Genomic DNA, 20,883 nt, shown 5'->3' with positions numbered 1-20,883 from the left:
CGCGTTGCGGTAGTCGTCTCAATGGCGGGGCAGCGGCGCCCCAGCCGTGGGACGCCGTATCGTCCAGCCTGCCGCAGCCCGCGCGGGGCATCATGTCTATTTGGATCAGACTGGCGTGGGTATGCCGCAATAATCCCGATTGAGACTTGCCCGGTATGACAAAAGACTGAAAAAGTCACAGTCGGCGGTGGTCAATCTGGAATGGCCCCGTCTCGCTCGGCTAGGCGGGTGTACTCCGACAGCGTGCGCGTGGGCCGGAAATAGAGGTCGCGCAGTACGGGCTGCTGGCGCGGCCCGACGATGCCGGCCAGCTCGGACAGCTTGACGGTGCCCTGCGCGGGCATCCCGATCCCCAGGTCGATAAGGCCCCAAGCGGTGTCGCCATCGGCGGGATCGAGCGCCGCCAGCAGCCAAGTCACATGCGCGTCGGGCGTGAACAGCCGCACCACGGGCACCGGGTCGATGGCCCGGCCAGCGGCACGGGCCTCGCCGTTGGCGAGCAGTTGCGCGCGCTCTGGGTCGGTGGCGAGTGGCTGGGGCATGGTCGGTAATCCCACGAATCCAATGATGCACGGATGCGGTTTCGCGCCAAAGCGCAGAACTGCCGAGCCGGATTTGTGCCTTCGTGCGCAAGCACGGACGCGGTTCCGTGGCTTTGCTGGAACCCGCCGATGCGGATTTCCGTAAAGGCACAAAAACGGATAGCAACACCAAATGAACACTATAGATTGTAGTCCTATAGGGCGCAATGGGCTGTCATCTTGGTTTTTTGAGGGAAACCATAGGTGGCGGCTGGGTATTCATTGGCAAAGGCGTTGAAGACGGTCAGAAAGGCGCGTGGCTTGAGCCAGGAAGCCTTCTCTGACGTGTCCAGCCGCACCTATATGAGTACCCTCGAACGCGATCTGAAAAGCCCGACCTTCTACAAGCTGGCGGAGTTGTGCGAGGTGATGGAGATCCACCCGCTCACGCTGCTGACGCTGGCCTATGCGGGCAACAGCCCGAGCAAGGCCGACGAGCTGCTGGCGCAGGTGCGCCAGGAGCTAGAGGCGGTGTTGAGCGAACGCGACGCGGCGAAGCCGCGTGCGTGATGCGGTGATGTGCTGCGATCAGCAGCACAGCGCCCCGCCGCGATGGGCGGGGCGCTGTGGCGGTCACGCCGCCTGGGGCTTGCTGCGCGACCAGATCAGGTCGTGCGTGCCGTCCTCGCCTTCGATCAGGCGGGCATAGACCGGCGCCGGGAACGAAGGATCGTCAATGCTCACGGACTTGTAATCCCGCCCGGCCTCGCTTTTCTTGTTCCATGCCGCGCCGATGTCGTGACCGGCGGCCTGGAGCCGGAAGTCGGGAGCGTTCTCGCTGCTGCCCTTGTCGTTGGGAACCAGTTTGACCTTGACATTGAGCGTCAGGGTGCGAAGCGTGCCGGTGAAGCCGTCTTTGTCTGCGGTGAAGGTGCCGATGTTGGCCATGATGTTTTCTCCTGTCGGTTGAACAAGGTTCGCGCCCATCGCGTCCTTGTTGTGATCCGGCTGGCGGGAGACGGGCTGGCTGCACCGCTTGCGGTCGAAACGCAGTGGAGAACCGGAAGGCGAAAAGAATTTGCTGCGCGAGGAAGCCGCGCAGCGGCGGGGAAATTGTTTTCGCCGGACGGTTGCAGTCATGAAGCCCGAGGCGCAGCCGCGCCACCGCCAGGATTCACAACGAGACAAGGACGCCTTGGGCCGAACCGCTCCGAAAGGAGATGGGGCCGGCTCGGCATCCCCGCATGAAGGCTGCTCCGGCTCGCCCGCTGACGCGGGCCAGGTCAACCACCCGACGACAGGCGAGAACGCCCCTGCCGCACCTTGCGGTGCCGGTCTTGAGGCGTGGTGTGGAAGCTCCATAGCGATGTCGGGCGGGTTGTCCGTGAACCGTCCTTCGTGACGTGACAGGCAGGAACCGCCAGCGTTGAGGACCGCACGCATTTGCACAACCCGCCGCAGCAAGCGCCAGCGTGTTCGCCGGCACGCCGTCCATCGCGGCGGGGCGCTGGCCGAGCCGATCCGGCGCAGCCGGTTCGGCGGCATCAAGGGGCGCCAAGCATTGCGCGGCGGGGGATAGCCCGCAGGGCTTTCCCCTGGACATAAGCGTAGCGCGCAGGTATGGGCCGGGCGAATGCTCGGCTGCTCTAACGCCGCCGCCTGAGCCACCGCGAAGGCGGCGGCGTTCTGATTCGGCTGTTGGCCTTGAACACCGGGCGCGGCCACCGCCGCGCCCGGATTTTCTTTTCACCGCGCCCAGGGCGGAACGGCCTGGGCGCGGTGCTGTTCGGGTTATTCCTTCGTCTCGATGAGCCACCACACGGCACGCGGCAAGGCGCGGCCCGTGATGGGGTGAATGTCGGTGAGGTCGGCGCGGGCTGACCAGCCCGAGGGCGGACGGTAGCCGCGCACGTCGCCGTCGCCGTGCCAGCGGCGGGCGCGTACCACGCCGGGGGCATAGATCGCCGCCATGCGTGGGCGGCTGGTGGTAGTGCGGGTCATGGGGCGTTTTCCTTCCAGCGAAGCGCCCCGGTCGAGGCCGGGGCGCTTGCTGTCGGCGCGGGTCAAGCGGCCAGCGCCACGGCGGGTTCATCCGCCATTGCCTCGGAATCCTCCGGGGCGTCGTCCTGCTCCTGCGGTTCTGCCTGCGGTTCTGCCTGCGTGGCTGCCTGCGTGCCTTCGGCCTTGAAGATGGCAGGCATCCAGCCTGTGCCGTTCGCCAGCCGCTCGGCTTCGCTGGCAATGTCGGCCTTCTTCAACTTCGCCAGCCGGGAAACCTGCTCTGGCGCGTACTCGCCCACGGCTTGCAGGATGGCGGCCTTGGGAACGTGCTGGAAGTAGCCTTCCGCGCTCGGCTGCCACCATGCTGCCATGTCGAGGCCCACGGCCTGCGCCAGTTCCTCGCCGGGCTGGCGCAGCATGGCGCGAGGCGTCACCACGTCCACCGTGGAAGCCACGCACACGGCCAGCAGCCGCACCAGTTCGTCTTGCGGCTTTGCCAGCAGCGCGGCGAACAGTTCGGCGCTGTCCTGCGGCAAGCCTTCACCGGCCACTTGTTGCAGTTCGCGCAGCGCCACGGCGGCGGGCGATTCCGGCCAGTCCGGGGCCATGCCTTCCAGCCGGTCTTGCATTTTCAGGCTCACGCCCAGCGGCAAGTCGTGGCCGTAGCGGCTTTCCTGCAAGACGGTCTGCACCATGCCATGCACCAGCGCGGCCAGCGCCACTTGCGGATGCCGGGCGACTTCGATTTGCAGCGCGGCGGTGCGGTGGGCGCTCAACCGTTGCGCCAGCCGGTCGGACATGGCGGCGGTCTTTGGCTGCCCGTCGCCGTCGCCGTCTCCGTCCTCGCCTTCGTCGTCGTTCCCGGCATCCTCGCCGCTGAAACCTTGGCGCAGGCGTTCCAGCGTGCGCAGCGCCTTGGCCTCGGCCTCGCGCATCAGCCCGCGATGAATCACGGCCTGCCCGTTGCGGTCGATGGTGACGATGGCACCGGCTGCGGCCTTCGCGGTCGGGCTGTAGTCCTGCAAGCCATCTTCCAGCGCCTGCAACTGCTCGCCCACGGCTTCGCCTTCCTCTTGCAGTGCATCGGCCTTGTCCTCGTCCTCGGCGTCCAGCGCGTCATCCACGGCTGCGGCCAGTTCCTGCATCTTGGATTGCAGCTTCTCGATGCGCTGCGCTTCGCGCTTGGTCGGCTCGCGCCGCTCCCTCGGCGCACGTTGGAAAGCGTGCAGGTCAGCATGGGTCACGCCCGGCGTGGCATCCACCCATGCCCAGCCTTCGGCCTTCACCTGGGCGGCCATGCCCGCCAGCCGGTCTTGCGCCAGCCTGTCCAGCAGCGCGGCATCGGTCAGATACACGCCCGCGTCACCTTCGGCGAACAGATCACGGCGCACGCCACCGCCTGCGGCTTCATAGGTGTCCAGCCCGACGAAGTGCACCAGCGGATGCCGGTAGGCGTCGATTTCCCGCTCGGTGAGGCGGTCGCGCAGCGCGGACGGCTGGCGCTGCCACGTCGGCGCATCGTAGAAGGCGGCTTCCTGCGCGGCGTGGTCGTCGGTGATGGCAAGGGCCATCAACTGGTCAAGGCTTACGGCTTCGGCGCGGTAGTCGGCCAGCAGCCGGGGCGAGACGTTCGCCAGCTTCAAGCGGCGCTGCACCACCAGCGGGGACACGCTGAAATCGGCGGCTATGTCCTCGATGGGTCGGCCTTCGGCCACCAGCGCGGCGAATGCCTCGAACTGGTCTGCGGGGTGCATGGCTTCGCGCTGCACGTTCTCGGTCAGGCTGGCGGTGCGCGCCGTGCCATCGGCCACCAGCAGGCAAGGCACCTCCCATTCCTTGCTGATGCGGTGCTTCTTCGCCAGCAGCTTCAACGCGGCCAGCCTGCGGCCACCGGCCACGACTTCGTAATGTTCGCCATCGGCGGCGGCAATCACGATCAAGTTTTGCAGCAGGCCCACGCGCTGGATGCTCGCGGCCAGTTCGGGGATGGACATGCGCGGGGTCTTGCGCACGTTGCGGCCCGTGGGGCGCAGCACCAGCCGCGACAGCGGAACCAGAATCAGGTTCTTGGTCGGGTCGGCGGCTTCCAGCGGGATAGCGGCGGCGGCATTGACGGCGCGGGCTTCGGTGTAGGTGGTTGCGTTCATGGTGATAACTCCTAACGGTTCAGGGATGCAGCAGCGAAAGAAGCGGCAAGGGCTGCTGCCTGCCCCTGCCGCGTGGGGAATCAGGCTTTCAACTGGCGCAGGCCATCGGCCAGCATCCAGAGGGCGCGATTGAGGCGCACATCGGAATCAATGCCCTGCACGGGGCGGGTCTGCTGGCGGCGTCCGTTGGCGCTGCGGCCATGCAATCCGCCTTTGGTCAGGTTTTCTTGCGTGCGGTTGAACACGCTCCACAAGTCCGGGCGGCGGTCGTCGAACCGGCGCGGCATCAGGATTTGCGATTCGGTGATGGGCGCGGGCTTGTTGTCGGTGGGGTCGTACTTGAGGGCCAGCGCGGCGCGGGCGAATACTTCGGCCTCGCCTTCGTCCAGCGTGATCGCACGCATGGCATCGCGGGAATCCTTCACCCGGTCGAAGCCGCGCAAGACTTCGTAAGCGCCTTCGATGACATGCCCGGAAACGTCGCCCTTGTGGGGTACGCGCACATCGGCCACGGTGTCGCCACACACCAGCCCATTGCTGCACACGAACCGGAACATGCCCGCGAGCATCTGATAGCTGCTCGTGCCATCGTGCGAGTTCAACAACACGATTTCATTGGCCTCCGCGCCGTTGATCTGGCTGGCGTGGCGCAGGCGCAGCATGTGTTTCGTATGCTCGCGCTTGCCTTCATCGCGCACGCGGGTTTGCGTCACCAAGAAGGGCTGGAACCCTTCTTTGCGAAGCTCGGCCAGCACGGCGGCGGTGGGGATATAGGCGTACCGCTGCGAACGGCTTTCATGCGGCGCGTCCGCGAAGATGGACGGCGCTACGCGGTGAATCTGGTCATCGGACAGCGGGTAGTCGCTGCGCAGCGAGGGGGAGCGGGAAGCGAAGCGGGATGCGAGTTGCATTTCATTTCTCCTGACAAAGAAAAAAGGGTTTGCTGTTCACCGCACACCGGATTCCTAGATTCGGAGCCCAGCCTTTCGGCTGTTTGGTGCGGTCGGCGAGAGGAACCCGGTTGGCCCTGTTGCCACCGTCTTCCTGAGTTCATCGCCCGCGACGGTCAGGAGCGCGCGGACGGGGGCCGTCAAGGAAACAAGCGCAGGGGGTGGTGCGGCCCGCAGGCGTAGCCGAGGACACGGCCCTGCGCGCCTTGATGGCACGCGGGAGCGGGCTACAGTCGCGGACAAGGTGATGAAGTCAGGGGAGACGGCTGGACATGGCAACGGCCTTCCCCTTGCGCTGACTGCACGGCAAGCGAAGCGCGCAGGCCCGGATCTGGAAGCCGGGCCGAAGGCGTCAGCCGAGCGGAGCGAGGGAACGATGGAAGCCCGACAGGGGCGAGACGCCGCAGGCGGCTCGATGCGCTACGCGCACGACAGCGCGACCGGCCATGTTTCTTGGCCGGGGACGCCCAGCCTTCAAGGTTCGATGAGCACCAGGCGCACTACGCCCCACGCATCGGGAAGCGGGTTCTGCTGTGGCTGCGGATTTCTGGCCGAGCCGACGCAGCCGGTTCGGCGGTCTTTAGGGGTGCCAAGCATCGCGCGGTGGGGATAGCCCGCAGGGCTTTCCCCTAGAGGCAAGCGAAGCGCGCAGCGCCCCGGAAGGGGCGCGAAGGCATCAGGCCGAGCCATCAGGACGCAGGCTGGATTCCGCAACCGGCATCCACGGCGATGCCGAGTCCAGCAGGTAGCGCGCACCGCGGGCGTACATACCTGAAAGCCCGGTGGGCTGATAGAACCCGGTGACGCGGAGCCGGAACTGTGCGCCGTACTCGTTGGTGAAGATCACCGCGTCGCCGATCTTGAAGCGCAGCGGCTGGCCGTTTTCCGGCGCGAACGGCTTGAGCGCATCGTGCTGCGCGGTGATTTCGATGATGTAGTCGTGATGGCTGCTCATGGCATTGATCTCCTGTGATGGTCGAGAAAGCGCAAGGAGCGCCTTGCGGCGCTCCAGGTGCGAGGTCAGAGAACGATCCGCCCAGCCAGCCGCGCATCGCGCGCATAGCCGCTCAACCGCTTCTCGGCCCGGAAATACAGGTCACGCTCGATCGGCAGGCCCAGCCCGCCGCGCACGGTCGCCAGCTCGTTCAAGCTGACCCAGCCGATTTCCGGCTCGCCCAGGCCCAGGTCGAAAAGACCAAAGGCGTGGTCATGGTTGTCGGGATCAATCTCGGTCAGCAGCCAGGTCGCGCCACCGTCCGGCGTGAACAGCTTGACCACCGGGGCCGGATCGAAGTCCGGGTTCTCCAGCGATGCGCGGCCGTTGGCCTGCAGCACGATGCGCTGCTCGGCAGTGATGAGTGCGTTGTTCATGGTGAACTCCTGAAAGGTTGCCGGGCGGAATTGCCCGACCCTTCCGGGGCACGGCGCAGCGCAAGCAGTCAGGGGTCGCAGACGGCCGCCAGGACGCAAGCGCCATCGCGCGCAGCCCTTGACGGCGAGAACGCCGTGGCACGATGAAGGGGACAGCAAGACCGCCCCATACCTCCATGCAGGCCATGAATTTCCGAAACGCTGTCTCGGAAATCCGAGGCAGCGTTTTCGCCCGGCCCGCGCCGGGCGCAGCAAAAAGGGGCCGAAGCCCCTTGGTCAGATCAAGCCGCATTCGGCAAACGATGTGGTGTCGGTGCCCGCCACGATGACGTGATCCAGCACGCGCACGTCCACCAGCCCCAGCGCCTCCTTGAGCCGCTGGGTCAGCGCCCGGTCGGCACCGCTCGGCTCGGGATTGCCGCTCGGATGGTTGTGCGAAATGATGACCGCCGCCGCATTGAGCCGCAGCGCCTCCTTGACCAGCTCGCGCGGATACACCGATGCGCCGTCGATGGTGCCGCGGAACATTTCGGCGTATTCGATCAGCCGATGTTGCGTGTCCATGAACAGCACCGCGAACACCTCATGCTCGAAGCCGGCCAGCTTGGCGCGCAGGTACTCCTTGACCGCCGCCGGCGACGTGAACGACGTACCGCGTTGCATCTTGCGCTCGATGGCCTGGCGCGCGGCCTCCAGAATCTGCTCGGCAGTCGCCAGCAGGTAGCGGCCCTGTGCGTCACGCACCATCAGCGAGGAATCGAACGAGGAAAAGGACAGTTGCGACATGATCGTGCTCCGGTTGCTCGGGCGGAATTGCCCGGAACCGTGGAGAGCACGGCGCAGCGCAAGCAGTCAGGGGTCGAGGACGGCTGCCAGGCCGCAAGCGTGCAAGCACGCGCAGCCCTTGACGGCGAAAACGCCGTGATACGGTGAAGGGAACAGCAAGACCGCCCACACCCGCCCAATGCACACACTCGCCTTTGTGCAAGCGGAGCGCGCAGGCCCGCCAGGGCCGAAGGCGTCAGGGGTCAAAGCCGGATGGCCGCGATTCGGCACGAAGCGCGGGGCGCAGCCCGCGAACCCGACGGCGGTACGCCGGGACGCCACCAAGCGGTGTTTTCCTTTCTTCTTTCTATTAATTCTATAATTGTTGTATCATCGAATAATGAATGAAGATCAAGCCGTTTCCGCCCTGAGTGCGCTGGCCCACACGCAACGACTGCGTGTATTCCGCGCCCTGGTCGTCGCCGGGCCGGAAGGACGCACGCCCAGCGTCCTCGCCGATCAGCTCGACGTGGCCCGCAATACCTTGTCCTTCCACTTGAAGGAACTGGCCCACGCTGGCCTCGTTTCCATCGAGCAGCAGGGCCGCAACCTGATCTACCGCGCCGAGTACGGTCACATGAACGGCCTGATCGGCTACCTGACCGAGCATTGCTGCCAGGGCGGCGTCTGCGAGGTTTCCGAATCCCCTAACTGCAACTGCTGACGCCATGACCGACACCACCTACAACGCACTGTTCATCTGCACGGGAAATTCGGCCCGTTCCATCCTCGCCGAAGGCTTGCTCAATGAGCTGGGCCAAGGCCGCTTCCGTGCCTGGTCGGCCGGCAGCCACCCGAAAGGCGAAGTGAATCCGCTGGCACTCGCCACGCTGGAACGCCTGCGCCTGCCGACCACGGGCTACCGCAGCAAGAGCTGGGACGAATTCGTGGTTCCCGGTGCGCCGGTGTTCGACTTCATCTTCACCGTCTGCGACAACGCCGCCGGCGAGGCGTGTCCGCTGTGGCCGGGCCAGCCCGTCTCGGCGCATTGGGGCGTGCCCGACCCGGCCGCCGTCGAAGGCACCGAGGAACAACAGCGCAAGGCGTTCATGGACGCGGCCATCACGCTGCGCCGGCGCATAGAACTGTTCCTGTCGCTGCCGCTCCAGCGCCTCGATGCCATGTCCTTGCAGCGTGAGCTGCACGACATTGGACGCAAGTGAGGCAACCATGACCGCCAGTGCATCCGCCAGCCGCGCACCGACTGTTTCCGCCATGAGCGTGTTCGAGCGATACCTGACCGTGTGGGTGCTGCTGTGCATCGTCGCCGGCATCGCGCTCGGCCAGTTCGCGCCCGGCATGTTTCAGGCCATCGGCCGCATAGAAGTCGCCCAAGTCAATCTGCCGGTCGGCGTGCTGATCTGGGTCATGGTGATCCCAATGCTGCTCAAGGTGGATTTCGGTGCGCTCGGCCAGGTCAAACAGCACTGGCGCGGCATCGGTGTGACGTTATTCGTCAACTGGGCAGTCAAGCCGTTCTCAATGGCACTGCTGGCGTGGATCTTCATTCGGCACGTCTTCGCCGAGTGGCTGCCGGCCGACCAACTCGACAGCTACGTGGCCGGCCTGATCCTGCTGGCCGCCGCGCCCTGCACGGCGATGGTGTTCGTCTGGAGCCGGCTGACCGGCGGCGACCCCGTATTCACGCTCTCGCAAGTCGCACTCAACGACACCATCATGGTGTTCGCCTTCGCGCCCATCGTTGGCCTGCTGCTCGGCCTGTCGGCCATCAGCGTACCGTGGGACACGCTACTGATCTCGGTGGCGCTTTACATCGTCATCCCGGTCATCGTCGCGCAGCTCTGGCGGCGGGCGCTGCTGCGCCGGGGCCAGGCCGCATTTGACCGCGCCCTTGAACGCATCGGCCCGCTGTCCATCGCCGCGCTGCTGCTGACGCTGGTGCTGCTGTTCGCCTTCCAGGGCCAAGCCATCCTGCAACAACCACTGATCATTGCCATGCTGGCGGTGCCGATCCTGATCCAGGTGTTCTTCAATTCCGGCTTGGCCTATTGGCTCAACCGCAAGACAGGCGAGCAACACTGCGTCGCCGGCCCGTCGGCCCTGATCGGCGCGAGCAACTTCTTCGAGTTGGCCGTGGCCGCGGCCATCAGCCTGTTCGGTTTCCATTCCGGCGCGGCGCTGGCCACCGTGGTGGGTGTGCTGATCGAGGTGCCGGTGATGCTGCTGGTGGTGCGCGTGGTCAACCGCTCGCGCCGCTGGTACGAGCGCGGCCACGCAACGAACTGAGAGAAACCCATGAGCAACATCACGATCTATCACAACCCGAACTGCGGCACCTCGCGCAATGTGCTGGCCCTGATCCGCAACAGCGGCGAGGAACCCACGGTCATTGAGTACCTGAAGACGCCACCGACGCGGGAAACGCTGGTCAAGCTGCTGGCGGACGTGGGCCTGAGCGCGCGCGAGGTGCTGCGCGAGAAAGGCACGCCCTATGCGGAGTTGGGCTTGGCCAACCCAAAATGGACGGATGATCAGTTGCTCGATGCCATCGGGCAACATCCGATCCTGATGAACCGGCCCATCGTGGTCACGCCGCTGGGCACGAAGCTGTGCCGCCCCTCGGAAACCGTGCTGGACATTCTGCCGAATCCGCAGCGCGGCGCGTTCAACAAGGAAGACGGCGAGGCGGTAGTGGATGCAAAGGGGCAGCGTGTCTGATACCCGTATCGGCCTGCCGAACCTCGATGCCACGCTGTTCCAGCAGCCGGACAAGGAACGGCTCCTGACACCCGAACGCGCCACGCACGCGCCGCGCTTCCTGCTGCTCTACGGCTCGCTGCGCGACCGCTCGTACAGCCGCCTTGCCGCCGAAGAAGCGGCGCGCATCCTGCGTGCGCTCGGCGGCGAAACACGGTTCTTCAACCCGTCGGGCCTGCCGTTGGTGGACGATGCCGGCGACGATCATTCGAAGGTAAAGGAACTGCGCGAACTGGCGCAATGGATGGAAGGCATGGTGTGGTGCTCGCCGGAGCGCCACGGCGCGATGACCGGCCTGATGAAGACGCAGATCGACTGGATTCCGCTGTCCTCCGGAGCGGTGCGCCCGACCCAGGGCAAGACGCTGGCGGTGATGCAGGTATCAGGCGGCTCGCAGTCATTCAATGCGGTCAACCAGATGCGCGTGCTGGGTCGCTGGATGCGGATGCTGACCATCCCGAACCAGTCTTCGGTCGCCAAGGCATATCAGGAGTTCGATGAAACCGGGCGCATGAAGCCCTCGGCCTATTACGACCGCATTGTGGACGTGATGGAAGAACTGATGAAGTTCACGCTGCTCACGCGCGACGCGGCACCGTATCTGGTGGATCGGTACAGCGAGCGCAAGGAAAGCGCCGAAGCGTTGTCCAAGCGCATGAAACAGGAGTCGATTTGATGCCAGAGCCAGCCACCGCAGAGCGCGACAACGCCGGGCGCGTTTTTCTGGTCTTTCTGCGGCTGGGGCTGACCTCCTTCGGCGGGCCAATCGCGCACTTGGGCTACTTCCGCACGGAGTTCGTCGAGCGTCGCCGCTGGCTGGACGATCGCAGCTACGCCGATCTGGTCGCGCTGTGCCAGTTCCTGCCGGGGCCGGCCAGCAGCCAGGTCGGCATGGCGCTTGGCTTGGGCCGTGCTGGTGGGTGGGGCGCACTGGCGGCTTGGGTCGGATTCACGTTGCCCTCAGCGCTCGTACTGATCCTGTTCGCCTACGGCATTTCCGAATACCACCCGCTCGCTGAAGCCGGTTGGGTGCATGGCTTGAAAGTGGTTGCCGTCGCCGTGGTGGCGCAAGCGGTGTGGGGCATGGCGAAAACGCTGTGCCCCGACCGGCCCCGCGCCGCGCTAGCGATCCTGGCCGCGTTGCTGACACTATTGCTGCCGTCGGCCTGGGTGCAAGTCGCGGCCATCGTCATGACGGGCCTGATCGGTCGCTGGTGGCTGCAACTGCCGCCGCTGCCGGCAGCGCATCTGGCCTCGTATGCGGTGTCGCGCCGTACTGGCGCGATAGCGTTGGGCTTGCTGGCCGCGTTGCTGCTCGGTCTGCCGTTGTGGGCGGCGGCCAGCGGCTCGACGATGGCTGCGCTGATCGACGGCTTCTTCCGCGCCGGCGCACTGGTGTTCGGTGGCGGCCATGTCGTGTTGCCGCTGCTGCAAGCAGTCACCGGCTCGACCGGCGCGGTCGGCAATGCCGATTTCCTGGCCGGCTACGGTGCGGCGCAGGCCGTACCGGGGCCGCTGTTCACCTTCGCGGCCTATCTCGGCACTGTGGCCGACTGGCCCTTGCACGGCTGGCTTGGCGGGCTGGTGCTGCTGATCGTGATCTTCGTGCCAGCCTTCCTCGTGCTGATCGGCACGCTACCGTTCTGGCAGCGGTTGCGCCACCGGCCGAGCATCCAGGCTGCAATGGCGGGCATTAACGCAGGGGTGGTCGGCATCCTGCTGTCCGCGCTCTACGACCCCGTATGGACAAGCGCCATCCACGGACGCACCGATTTCGCTCTGGCCTTGGCCGCCTTCGGCCTGCTGGTCTATGGACGCTTGCCGCCGGTGCTGGTGGTTGTGCTGGCCGCCATAGCGGGGCAAATCCTGTCTGCCTGATCCTGCGCAGAATCAGGAGGGCGCTACGTCATGCACCTGGGTGTGCTGGGCATCAGGCGCATGCGGGTAGGCAAACGGGATGAGTGTGATTCGGAGCGAAACGCGGGGTGCAGCCCGCGAACCCGACGGCGGCACGACAGGACGCACAAATGCTGCTTGGCCTACTCCGTGTCCTGCGTGCGCTGTTCGATCTGTAAGCGCGCCCGCTCGGTCGCCTGCTGCAATCGTTCGCCCAACACCGCACGCGGCGGCAAGGTGGTCAGGTACTCGGCGACGTGGATGCCCGACTTGTCCAATTCCAGTAGTTCGATTTGCTCGCGCTTCTTGCCCGTGCAGAGGATGATTCCCAGCGGCGAGGCTTCTTCCGGCTCCCGCTCGTGCTTGTCCAGCCAGCGCAGATAAAGCTCCATCTGCCCCTTGTACGCTGCCTTGAACTCGCCGATCTTCAATTCGACGGCCACCAGCCGCCGCAGCTTGCGGTTGTAAAAAAGCAGGTCAAGGTGAAAATCCTCGTCGTCAATCGGGATGCGCTTCTGCCGGGCAACGAAGGAAAAGCCCGCGCCAAGCTCCAGCAGGAAGGCTTCCATTTCGCGGATGATCGCGGCTTCCAAGTCGCCTTCCTGCCAGCTATCCCGCAGGCCCAAGAAGTCGAGGATGTACGGATCGCGCATGACCAGCGCCGGGGTCATGCGCTGCGCATCGCGCAGGGTCGCCAGTTCCTGCGCGATGGTTGCTTCCGTCTTTTGGGACAGCGCCGTGCGCTCGTACAGCATCGAGTCGATGCGCTCGCGCAACGTCCGCACGCTCCAGCGTTCGGCGCTCGCCATCTGCGCGTAGTAGTCCCGCTGGAGCGGGTCTTTCAGCGGGATCAGGGCGATGAAGTGCGTCCAGCTCAATTGTCGTATCAGTGATACGACAATTCGCTCGTCCGGGTAAGCGACGGCGAACTGCACCATCCGACGCAGATTCTTGACCGAAAAACTGCTGCCGTACTCCTTCACCAGTTGCGCTGCCAAGGTCAGCACGACTTCCTCGCCGTAGTCGGCCCGCCGACCTTCCAAGACCTGCGTATGGATGCGCTGGCCGATGCGCCAGTAGAGCATCGACAGCTCGCTATTCACCGCCGAAGCGGCGCGCTTGCGCGCCGCTTCGATCAATGTCCGAATGTCGCCCAGCAGCGCCGTCGGCGCTGCGGGCGAAGGAACAGATGCTTTGCGCCTGTTCATGCGATGGCCTCCTGGGGCTGCCGCGCGCCCGTGATGGCCTGCCGCCGGCTCGCCACCAGTTCGGCCGCATCACGCACCGGCTTGTCCTCGGTGTGAACGTAGTGCATGAACATTGCCACGGTCTTGTGGCCCGTCAGCTTCATACCTACCTTGGTCGGCACGCCCGAATTGGCAATGTCGGTAGTCGAGCGATGGCGGATGCCGTGCGTACCGACATGCGGAACACCGGCGGCCTTGAGCACGCGGCACCAGCCGCCATAGTGCTCGCCAAAGGTCAGGTGCTTGGTCGGGTCGTTGGGCGACGGCAGGACGTAGGGGCAACCGTCCCGGCGCGGTGCGGTCGAGAACAGCCGATAGGCTTCCGCGCTCATGGGCTTGGAAAGGCCGCCGGTCTTGCTGTCCGGCCACACCACGCGCCGATTCTCCAGGTCGATCCAGCTCCATTCGAGCGTGCAGATTTCGGAGCGACGACCGGCAAACTCGAATTGCAGGCGGATCGCCAGCGGGATGACGTAGTTCTCCAGCCCTTCCGCCTCCAGCTTCTCCAGTTGGCGGAAGATCAGCGCCAGCTCGTCGTCCACGATGAGCCGGGTTTCCTCGCCGGGCGGATACATCGGGACGTGGCGGCACGGGTTCGTGCCGTCCGGGCGGAAGCCCCACACTTCGGCCAGGTTGAACATCTTGCGCAGCACGCCAAAGGCATTGTTCGCCTCGGCCGGCTTGTAGGCCAGCTTCTCCATCAGCCCGGCAATGTCGGGCCGCTTCACGTCCTGCACCTTCTTAGGGCCGATCAGCGGGACGATACAGCGGTCGATGACCGCCTGATAGCCGCGCTGCGTGCTGGGCTTGTTGCGCTTTTTGGAGTAGTCCTCCATGAACTTCTTGCACAACGCTTCGACCGTGGGTGCCTTGCGCGCCTCGGCCTTGGCACCGCCGGGATCGCCGCCCCGGCGAACCTCGGCCAGCCAGTCTTGCGCCATGACGCGGGCCTGCTCCACGGTCAGTTCCCCGAACAGGCCCAGCGAGGGCTTGCGAGGCTGCCCGGAGTTCGTGCGGTACTGGAGCATGAACACCCGGCGGCCCTTCGGGGTAATCTTGCAGAGGAAGCCGGGCACAACGGTATCCCGTAGTTCGATGTCCTTCGCCTGGGGTTGCGCAGACTCTACGGCGGTCTTGGTGAGCTTGATTTTTGCCATGATGACTCCTTGGAACGACCCGGATTCCAAGAGCCAGATAGGAGCGGCGCGAGGGCAAACCGGGTCAGATTTCAGAAAGCACCGGCATATGATGGACGCGCGTAAGCTATTGATAAACCTGCTGTATCGAGCTGCTGCGCAGTCCAGCGAACTACCGGGCTGGAGTCATCGTCAAACAAAAAAAAGCCCTCCGGCATGCCGGAGGGCTTTTCATCAGGCGCGCGCCAATCAGGCGACGGCGGCGGTGACGACGATCTCGACCTTGAAGTCGGGGTTGGCCAGGCGAGCCTCGACGGTGGCGCGCGGGGGCGAGTTGCCGTCGGCGACCCAGGCGTCCCAGGCCTTGTTCATGCCGTCGAATTCCTTCATGTTGGCCACGTAGATCTGGGCCATCAGGATCTTGGTCTTGTCGGTGCCGGCTTCGGCCAGCAGGCGGTCGATGGTGGCGAGCACTTGCTCGGTCTGGCCGGTGATGTCCAGCGTGGAATCGTCCGGCACCTGGCCCGCCAGGTACGCGACGCCGTTGTAGACGGCCATGTCCGACAGGCGCTTGGCGACGTGGAAGCGCTTGATGCTGCTCATGAATATTCCCCTAATGACGAGTTGCGGGTTGAACAATGCGAAGAATGGCGAACTTTACCCTGCCCGGACCACGGCCCGCTAGGCGGGCGGCAGCTGGAACACCTGGCGCAGATAGGCCAGGTAGGCGGGATCGTCGCACATGGTCTTCTCGGGCGCGTCGGACACCTTGGCCACCGGCTGGCCGTTGCAGCGGACCATTTTCATGACGATCTGCAGCGGTTCGTGGCCCAGGTCGTTGGTCAGGTTGGTGCCGATGCCGAACGACACCTTGCAGCGCCCGGCGAACTGGCGCGCCAGTTCGATGGCGCGCGGGAAGGTCAAGGAATCCGAGAACACCAGGGTCTTGGCGCGCGGGTCGACGCGGTTCTTGCGGTAGTGCTCGAGCAGCCGCTCGCCCCAGACGAAGGGATCGCCCGAGTCGTGGCGCGCGCCGTCGAACAGCTTGCAGAAATACATGTCGAAGTCGCGCAGGAAGGCGTCCATGCCATAGACGTCCGACAGCGCGATGCCGAGGTCGCCGCGGTATTCCTTGGCCCACACCTCCAGCGCGAACACCTGCGAATCGCGCAGCCGCGGGCCCAGCGCCTGGCAGGCCTGCAGGTATTCGTGGCCCATGGTGCCCAGCGGCAGCACCTCGTGCTGCTTGGCCAGCAGCACGTTGCTGGTGCCGGCGAAATGCGGACCCATCTGAGCCTTCATGGTCGAGACGATCTCTTCGTGCCAGACCTTGGAGAAGCGGCGCCGGGTCCCGTATTCGGCCACGCGGAAATCGGCCAGCGCCGGGTCGTCCAGCACCAGGTGCATCTTGGATTGCAGGCGCTTGCGGCCCTCGGCCCAATCCGGGTTCTTGCGCGTGTTGCGGAAGTAGACCTCGTTGACGATGGCCAGCACCGGGATCTCGAAGAGAATGGTGTGCAGCCAGGGGCCCTTGACCTCGATGCTGATTTCGCCCGGTCCCTCGCCTTCCTGGATGCTGATGCAGCGCTCGGGCAGGTGGAACAGTTCGAGAAAATCGACGAAGTCGCTTTTGATGAAACGCAAGCCGCCCAGATATTTAAGTTCGTCCTCGGTGAAGCGCAGCTGGCACAGCTGGTGCACTTCTTCGCGGATTTCATCCAGGTAGGGGCGCAAGTTGACCCCGGGAGTCCGGCATTTGTAACGGTACTCGACCTGGGCAGCGGGAAACTGATGCAGCACCACCTGCATCATGCTGAATTTGTACAGGTCGGTGTCGAGCAGCGAGGTGATTATCATGATTGCGCGTATCGTTTCGCGACACCATAGCATAGCGGGGCCCCGCGATACCCCAATGCGCCACGATGTCAACACGGGTATTGGCGGCGGTTTGGCGCCGCATTGGGTAAAATCCGGCCAACAAGACACATATGCCGCCAGCCCGGAGTTCCTGAGAATGACCCACGTAGTCACCGAAAACTGTATCAAGTGCAAATACACCGATTGCGTCGACGTATGCCCGGTGGACTGTTTTCGTGAGGGTCCGAACTTCCTGGTGATCGACCCCGACGAATGCATCGACTGTGCCGTGTGCATCCCCGAATGCCCGGCCAACGCCATCTACGCCGAGGAAGACGTGCCGCAGGACCAGCTCAACTTCATCGCCCTGAACGCCGAACTGTCGCCCGAATTCGCCAGTATCAGCCGCGCCAAGAAGCCGCTGCCCGACGCCGACGAATGGAACGGCAAGCAGGACAAGCTGCAATACCTGGAAAAATGATCCGCGAGCGCGCGGCCGCCAGCGGCCCGCGCCGTGCGATGTGCCGATGACCGACGATTCCAAATACACGCGCCAGACCGTCACCCACGTCCATACCTGGGTGCCCGACAAGCTGTTCTCGGTGCGCGTCACGCGCGACGACGCGTATGCCTTCCAGCCGGGCCAGTTCGCCCGGGTCGGCCTGCCAGGCGCCGAGGATCCCGAAGGTCCGCCCACCCTGTGGCGCGCCTACTCGATGGTCTCGGCCCCGCGCCAGCCCTGGCTGGAGTTCTATTCCATCGTGGTGCCCGAAGGCCTGTTCAGCCCGCGCATGGCGCGGCTGCGGCCGGGCGACGCCCTGTACGTCGAAAAGGCCCCCTACGGTTTCCTGACGCTGGAACGCTTCGCGCCCGGCGGCGACCTCTGGCTGCTGGCCTCCGGCACCGGGCTCTCGGCCTACCTGTCGATCCTGCGCGACCCGGCCGTCTGGCGCGCCTATCGCCGCATCATCCTGGTGCATGGCGTGCGCACCGCGGCGGAGCTGGCCTACCGCGAGGAAATCGAGGGTTGGCGCAATGATCCGTCCCTGGCCGAGCTGTTCTCGGCCGAACCAGGCAAGCTTACGTACCTGCCCATCGCCACCCGCGAGGCCCTGCCCGGCATGCCGCAGGCACGCCTGACCACCCTGATCGCCGACGGCGGACTGGAGCGGCTGGCAGGCCTGCCGCTGGACCCGGAGCAAGCCAAGATCATGCTCTGCGGCAATCCGGACATGCTGGCCGATGCCCGCAAGCTGCTGGGGGAACGCGGTTTCAAGCCCGGCCGCCGTGGCATCCCCGGCAACCTGGCGGTGGAAAACTACTGGTAAGCCTCACCCACCCGGATACCGCCCCGGCCCGTCCGGCCTAGACCGAAAATCCGCCGTTTTACTTCCCCGCCAGCCGCTGATTACGCCCTAAACTGGTGCGCAAGGGATGACGGGTCGCATTTTTGCAACACAAAGTCCGGTTTTCCGACGCTTTCGTCAGACGAATTGGAAATACCGTTACTCCCCGGCGCAATAATCGGGGCACACGCACGACCCAGAAGGACTTCCCCAAATGCTGTACCAATTGCACGAAATGCAGCGCGCCTTCCTGACTCCGTTCGCTGCATTCACGGATGCCGGTTCCCAGCTGTTCTCCAGCCCCTACAGCCCCCTCGCCTACACCCCGATCTCGCGCCAGATGGCCGCGGGGTACGAGCTGATGACGCGCATCGGCAAGGAATACCAGAAACCCGCCTGGAACCTGCCCGCCACGGAAATCAACGGCAAGTCGGTCCGGGTCACTGAATCGGTCGTGCTGGACAAGCCCTTCTGCCGCCTGGTGCACTTCCACCGCGATGTGCGGCAGGCGCCGCAGGACGATCCCAAGGTGCTGCTGGTGGCGCCGCTGTCGGGCCACCATGCCACGCTGCTGCGCGATACCGTGCGCGCCCTGCTGCCTGGGCACGACGTCTACGTCACCGACTGGATCGACGCACGCATGGTGCCGCTGTCAGCCGGCCCGTTCCACCTGAACGACTACGTGCGCTACGTGCAGGACTTCATCCGCCACCTGGGGCCGGACGTGCATGTGATCTCGGTCTGCCAGCCCACCGTGCCGGTGCTGGCCGCCGTGTCGCTGATGGCCTCGGCCAACGATCCCTGCCAGCCGCGCAGCATGGTCATGATGGGCGGCCCGATCGATCCACGCCAGTCGCCCACGCAAGTGAACCGCCTGGCCACCACCAAACCCTATTCGTGGTTCGAGAACCAGGTCATCCACCCGGTGCCGCCGCGTTACCCGGGGTCGGGCCGCAAGGTCTACCCGGGCTTCCTGCAGCATGCCGGCTTCATGGCGATGAATCCCGACCGCCACATGAAGTCGCACTACGACTTCTACCTGGACCTGCTGCGCGGCGACGACAGCGACGCCGAGGCCCACCGCCGTTTCTACGACGAATACAACGCGGTGCTGGACATGCCGGCCGAGTTCTACCTGGACACCATCCGCATGGTGTTCCAGGAGTTCGCGCTGCCCAACGGCACCTGGGAAGTCGACGGCCAGGCGGTGCGCCCGGCCGACATCAAGAAAGTGGCGCTGTTCACCATCGAAGGCGAGCTGGACGACATTTCCGGCCAGGGCCAGACGCGCGCGGCCATCAAGCTGTGCAAGAACATCCCGGCCGACCGCAAGATGCACTACACCGCCCCCAACTGCGGCCACTACGGGATTTTCTCGGGCCGCCGCTGGCGCGAAATGATCTGTCCTAAAATCGCGGAATTCATCCGGCAATCGGCCTGAGGCCTTTCACCGTCCGTCCACGGGGGCCCGCGCGGGCCCCTTTGCTTTTGCTCGTTGTCCGCCATGTCCAGTCGCTCCCTCGCCGATCGCATCGACGCCCTGCTGCCCCAGACGCAATGCACCAAGTGCGGCTACGACGGCTGCCTGCCGTATGCCGAGGCCATCGCCGCCGGGACCGCCCCGATCAACCGCTGCCCGCCGGGCGGCGACGAAGGCATCGCCGCGTTGGCGGCGCTGCTGGAAACCCCCGCCCTGCCGCTGGACCTGAGCCGCGGCGAACCCGGTCCGCTGCTGGTGGCACGCATCGACGAGGCGCATTGCATCGGCTGTACGCTGTGCATCCAGGCCTGTCCGGTCGATGCCATCGTCGGCGCCAACAAGCATATGCATACCGTGCTGCCCGACTGGTGCACGGGTTGCGACCTGTGCGTGGCGCCCTGTCCGGTGGATTGCATCGAGATGGTCCCCGCCGGCCGCGCCTGGAGCGCCGCTGACGCCGCCGCCGGCCGCCAGCGCCACCGCCACCACCAGGCGCGCATGGAGCGGCTGGCGGCCGACAACGCCCGCCTGATGGCGCCCGAGCCCGCCACCACGCCGGCGCCCCCCGCCCCTTCCGATGACGCGCAAGGCGAAGACCGCAAGCGCGCCGCCATTGAATCCGCGCTGGCCCGTGCCCGCGCCCGCCGCAACGCCCCGCGCCCATGAACGCCGCCAAACGCCGAGAGATCTTCGCCCGCCTGCAAGCGGCCAACCCGCACCCGACCACCGAACTCGAATACGACACGCCCTTCCAGCTGTTGATCGCGGTGCTGCTGTCGGCGCAGGCCACCGACAAGTCGGTGAATATCGCCACCCGCAAGTTCTTCCCGAAGTACGGCACGCCGCAGGCGCTGCTGGCGCTGGGCGAGGAAGGCCTGGCCGACTACATCAAGACCATCGGCCTGTATCGCACCAAGGCCAAGAACGCCATTGCCACCTGCCGCATCCTGATCGAGCAACACGGCGGTGAAGTGCCGCGGACCCGCGAGGCGCTGGAAGCGCTGCCCGGCGTCGGCCGCAAGACGGCCAACGTGGTACTGAACACCGCCTTCGGCCAGCCCACCATGGCGGTCGACACGCATATCTTCCGGGTCTCGAACCGCACCGGCCTGGCGCCCGGCAAGAATGTGCTGGAAGTCGAGCTGAAGCTGGAGAAATTCGTGCCGCGCGAATATATGCAGGACGCGCACCACTGGCTGATTCTGCAAGGCCGTTATATATGCGTGGCTCGCAAACCGAAATGTCCGCAATGCGGCATTTCCGATCTCTGCGAATTCAAGGATAAAACCCCCGCTTGAAAAACGCGCCGCGTACGCGGCGATTGACGCGGCATGTTCCTTCGCGCATCGCCAAAACCGGGTTTTCCCCGATGCGCGCGACGATGACGG

24 protein-coding genes are annotated in these 20,883 nt (G+C 65.4%); 12 read left to right on the top strand and 12 right to left on the bottom strand.

Features of this window, described 5'->3' with window-relative positions:
- Positions 1–191 precede the first annotated feature (191 nt).
- Entirely contained in the window at positions 192–542 is a 351-nt protein-coding gene (locus tag HV742_RS01005) for a DUF2958 domain-containing protein (protein ID WP_023121642.1), read from the bottom strand.
- A gap of 243 nt (positions 543–785) precedes the next feature.
- Here HV742_RS01005 and HV742_RS01000 point away from each other — a divergent pair, with 243 nt between their 5' ends.
- Positions 786–1,091, top strand: coding sequence for a helix-turn-helix domain-containing protein (locus tag HV742_RS01000; protein ID WP_023121643.1), 306 nt, complete (start codon positions 786–788; stop codon positions 1,089–1,091).
- Positions 1,092–1,154: 63 nt separating this feature from the next.
- Here HV742_RS01000 and HV742_RS00995 read toward each other — a convergent pair whose 3' ends face one another.
- From HV742_RS00995 to radC, 7 genes are all read right to left on the bottom strand, one after another.
- Positions 1,155–1,469: a DUF736 domain-containing protein gene (locus HV742_RS00995; protein WP_023121644.1), complete on the bottom strand. Its 315-nt coding sequence runs from the start codon at positions 1,467–1,469 to the stop codon at positions 1,155–1,157.
- A gap of 843 nt (positions 1,470–2,312) precedes the next feature.
- Complete coding sequence (locus HV742_RS00990) at positions 2,313–2,522, bottom strand: hypothetical protein (RefSeq protein ID WP_023121645.1); 210 nt, start codon at positions 2,520–2,522, stop codon at positions 2,313–2,315.
- 62 nt (positions 2,523–2,584) lie between these two features.
- Positions 2,585–4,669 (bottom strand): ParB/RepB/Spo0J family partition protein, encoded by a 2,085-nt coding sequence (locus HV742_RS00985; RefSeq protein ID WP_023121646.1) that lies wholly within the window; start codon positions 4,667–4,669, stop codon positions 2,585–2,587.
- A gap of 80 nt (positions 4,670–4,749) precedes the next feature.
- Positions 4,750–5,580 carry a DUF932 domain-containing protein gene (locus HV742_RS00980; protein WP_023121647.1) on the bottom strand — a complete coding sequence of 277 codons (831 nt, stop codon included), beginning with the start codon at positions 5,578–5,580 and terminating at the stop codon, positions 4,750–4,752.
- A gap of 715 nt (positions 5,581–6,295) precedes the next feature.
- Entirely contained in the window at positions 6,296–6,574 is a 279-nt protein-coding gene (locus HV742_RS00975; RefSeq protein WP_023121648.1) for a hypothetical protein, read from the bottom strand.
- Positions 6,575–6,639: 65 nt separating this feature from the next.
- Positions 6,640–6,990, bottom strand: a complete 351-nt coding sequence (locus HV742_RS00970; protein WP_023121649.1) for a DUF2958 domain-containing protein — start codon at positions 6,988–6,990, stop codon at positions 6,640–6,642.
- 276 nt (positions 6,991–7,266) lie between these two features.
- Complete coding sequence (gene radC, locus HV742_RS00965; RefSeq protein WP_023121650.1) at positions 7,267–7,776, bottom strand: RadC family protein; 510 nt, start codon at positions 7,774–7,776, stop codon at positions 7,267–7,269.
- Positions 7,777–8,155: 379 nt separating this feature from the next.
- Here radC and HV742_RS00960 point away from each other — a divergent pair, with 379 nt between their 5' ends.
- Genes HV742_RS00960 through chrA form a run of 6 tightly spaced genes read left to right on the top strand, consistent with a single transcriptional unit; the run spans position 8,156 to position 12,411 of the window.
- Positions 8,156–8,479, top strand: coding sequence for an ArsR/SmtB family transcription factor (locus tag HV742_RS00960; protein WP_023121651.1), 324 nt, complete (start codon positions 8,156–8,158; stop codon positions 8,477–8,479).
- Positions 8,480–8,483: 4 nt separating this feature from the next.
- Positions 8,484–8,978: an arsenate reductase ArsC gene (locus tag HV742_RS00955; protein ID WP_023121652.1), complete on the top strand. Its 495-nt coding sequence runs from the start codon at positions 8,484–8,486 to the stop codon at positions 8,976–8,978.
- Between the two features lie 7 nt (positions 8,979–8,985).
- Positions 8,986–10,062 (top strand): ACR3 family arsenite efflux transporter, encoded by a 1,077-nt coding sequence (gene arsB, locus HV742_RS00950; protein ID WP_023121653.1) that lies wholly within the window; start codon positions 8,986–8,988, stop codon positions 10,060–10,062.
- A gap of 9 nt (positions 10,063–10,071) precedes the next feature.
- Entirely contained in the window at positions 10,072–10,494 is a 423-nt protein-coding gene (gene arsC, locus HV742_RS00945; protein ID WP_023121654.1) for an arsenate reductase (glutaredoxin), read from the top strand.
- Positions 10,472–11,209, top strand: a complete 738-nt coding sequence (arsH, locus tag HV742_RS00940; RefSeq protein WP_023121655.1) for an arsenical resistance protein ArsH — start codon at positions 10,472–10,474, stop codon at positions 11,207–11,209. The genes arsC and arsH overlap by 23 nt, the downstream gene beginning before the upstream one ends.
- Complete coding sequence (gene chrA / locus HV742_RS00935) at positions 11,209–12,411, top strand: chromate efflux transporter (RefSeq protein ID WP_023121656.1); 1,203 nt, start codon at positions 11,209–11,211, stop codon at positions 12,409–12,411. The genes arsH and chrA overlap by 1 nt, the downstream gene beginning before the upstream one ends.
- 161 nt (positions 12,412–12,572) lie before the next feature.
- Here the strand turns inward: chrA and HV742_RS00930 are convergent, their stop codons facing one another.
- The 4 genes from HV742_RS00930 to pncB form a co-directional block, all read right to left on the bottom strand.
- A complete protein-coding gene (locus HV742_RS00930) occupies positions 12,573–13,637 on the bottom strand; it encodes a PDDEXK nuclease domain-containing protein (RefSeq protein ID WP_023121657.1) in 1,065 nt (354 codons plus the stop codon).
- The gene (locus tag HV742_RS00925; RefSeq protein ID WP_023121658.1) at positions 13,634–14,833 is read right to left on the bottom strand and encodes a tyrosine-type recombinase/integrase; all 1,200 of its coding nucleotides are present in this window, start codon (positions 14,831–14,833) and stop codon (positions 13,634–13,636) included. Before HV742_RS00925 ends, HV742_RS00930 begins: the two co-directional genes overlap by 4 nt.
- A gap of 228 nt (positions 14,834–15,061) precedes the next feature.
- Complete coding sequence (locus HV742_RS00920) at positions 15,062–15,415, bottom strand: RidA family protein (protein ID WP_006389266.1); 354 nt, start codon at positions 15,413–15,415, stop codon at positions 15,062–15,064.
- 78 nt (positions 15,416–15,493) lie between these two features.
- A complete protein-coding gene (gene pncB, locus HV742_RS00915) occupies positions 15,494–16,669 on the bottom strand; it encodes a nicotinate phosphoribosyltransferase (protein WP_049072128.1) in 1,176 nt (391 codons plus the stop codon).
- Positions 16,670–16,826: 157 nt separating this feature from the next.
- Between pncB and fdxA the strand changes: the two genes are divergently transcribed.
- The 5 genes from fdxA (at position 16,827) to nth (ending at position 20,793) form a co-directional block, all read left to right on the top strand.
- Positions 16,827–17,150, top strand: a complete 324-nt coding sequence (fdxA, locus tag HV742_RS00910; protein WP_006389264.1) for a ferredoxin FdxA — start codon at positions 16,827–16,829, stop codon at positions 17,148–17,150.
- Positions 17,151–17,196: 46 nt separating this feature from the next.
- Complete coding sequence (locus HV742_RS00905; RefSeq protein ID WP_049072126.1) at positions 17,197–17,997, top strand: ferredoxin--NADP reductase; 801 nt, start codon at positions 17,197–17,199, stop codon at positions 17,995–17,997.
- A 232-nt stretch (positions 17,998–18,229) separates the two neighbouring features.
- Positions 18,230–19,456 carry a polyhydroxyalkanoate depolymerase gene (locus tag HV742_RS00900; RefSeq protein ID WP_049072123.1) on the top strand — a complete coding sequence of 409 codons (1,227 nt, stop codon included), beginning with the start codon at positions 18,230–18,232 and terminating at the stop codon, positions 19,454–19,456.
- A gap of 63 nt (positions 19,457–19,519) precedes the next feature.
- Positions 19,520–20,161, top strand: coding sequence for an electron transport complex subunit RsxB (gene rsxB / locus HV742_RS00895; protein WP_175144308.1), 642 nt, complete (start codon positions 19,520–19,522; stop codon positions 20,159–20,161).
- Positions 20,158–20,793 carry an endonuclease III gene (nth, locus tag HV742_RS00890; protein ID WP_049072120.1) on the top strand — a complete coding sequence of 212 codons (636 nt, stop codon included), beginning with the start codon at positions 20,158–20,160 and terminating at the stop codon, positions 20,791–20,793. Before rsxB ends, nth begins: the two co-directional genes overlap by 4 nt.
- The last annotated feature ends 90 nt before the right edge of the window (positions 20,794–20,883 follow it).

Source organism: Achromobacter ruhlandii (genome assembly GCF_902859695.1).
Lineage (GTDB): Bacteria > Pseudomonadota > Gammaproteobacteria > Burkholderiales > Burkholderiaceae_B > Achromobacter > Achromobacter ruhlandii.
This window is presented reverse-complemented; position numbering and strand designations above follow the sequence as displayed.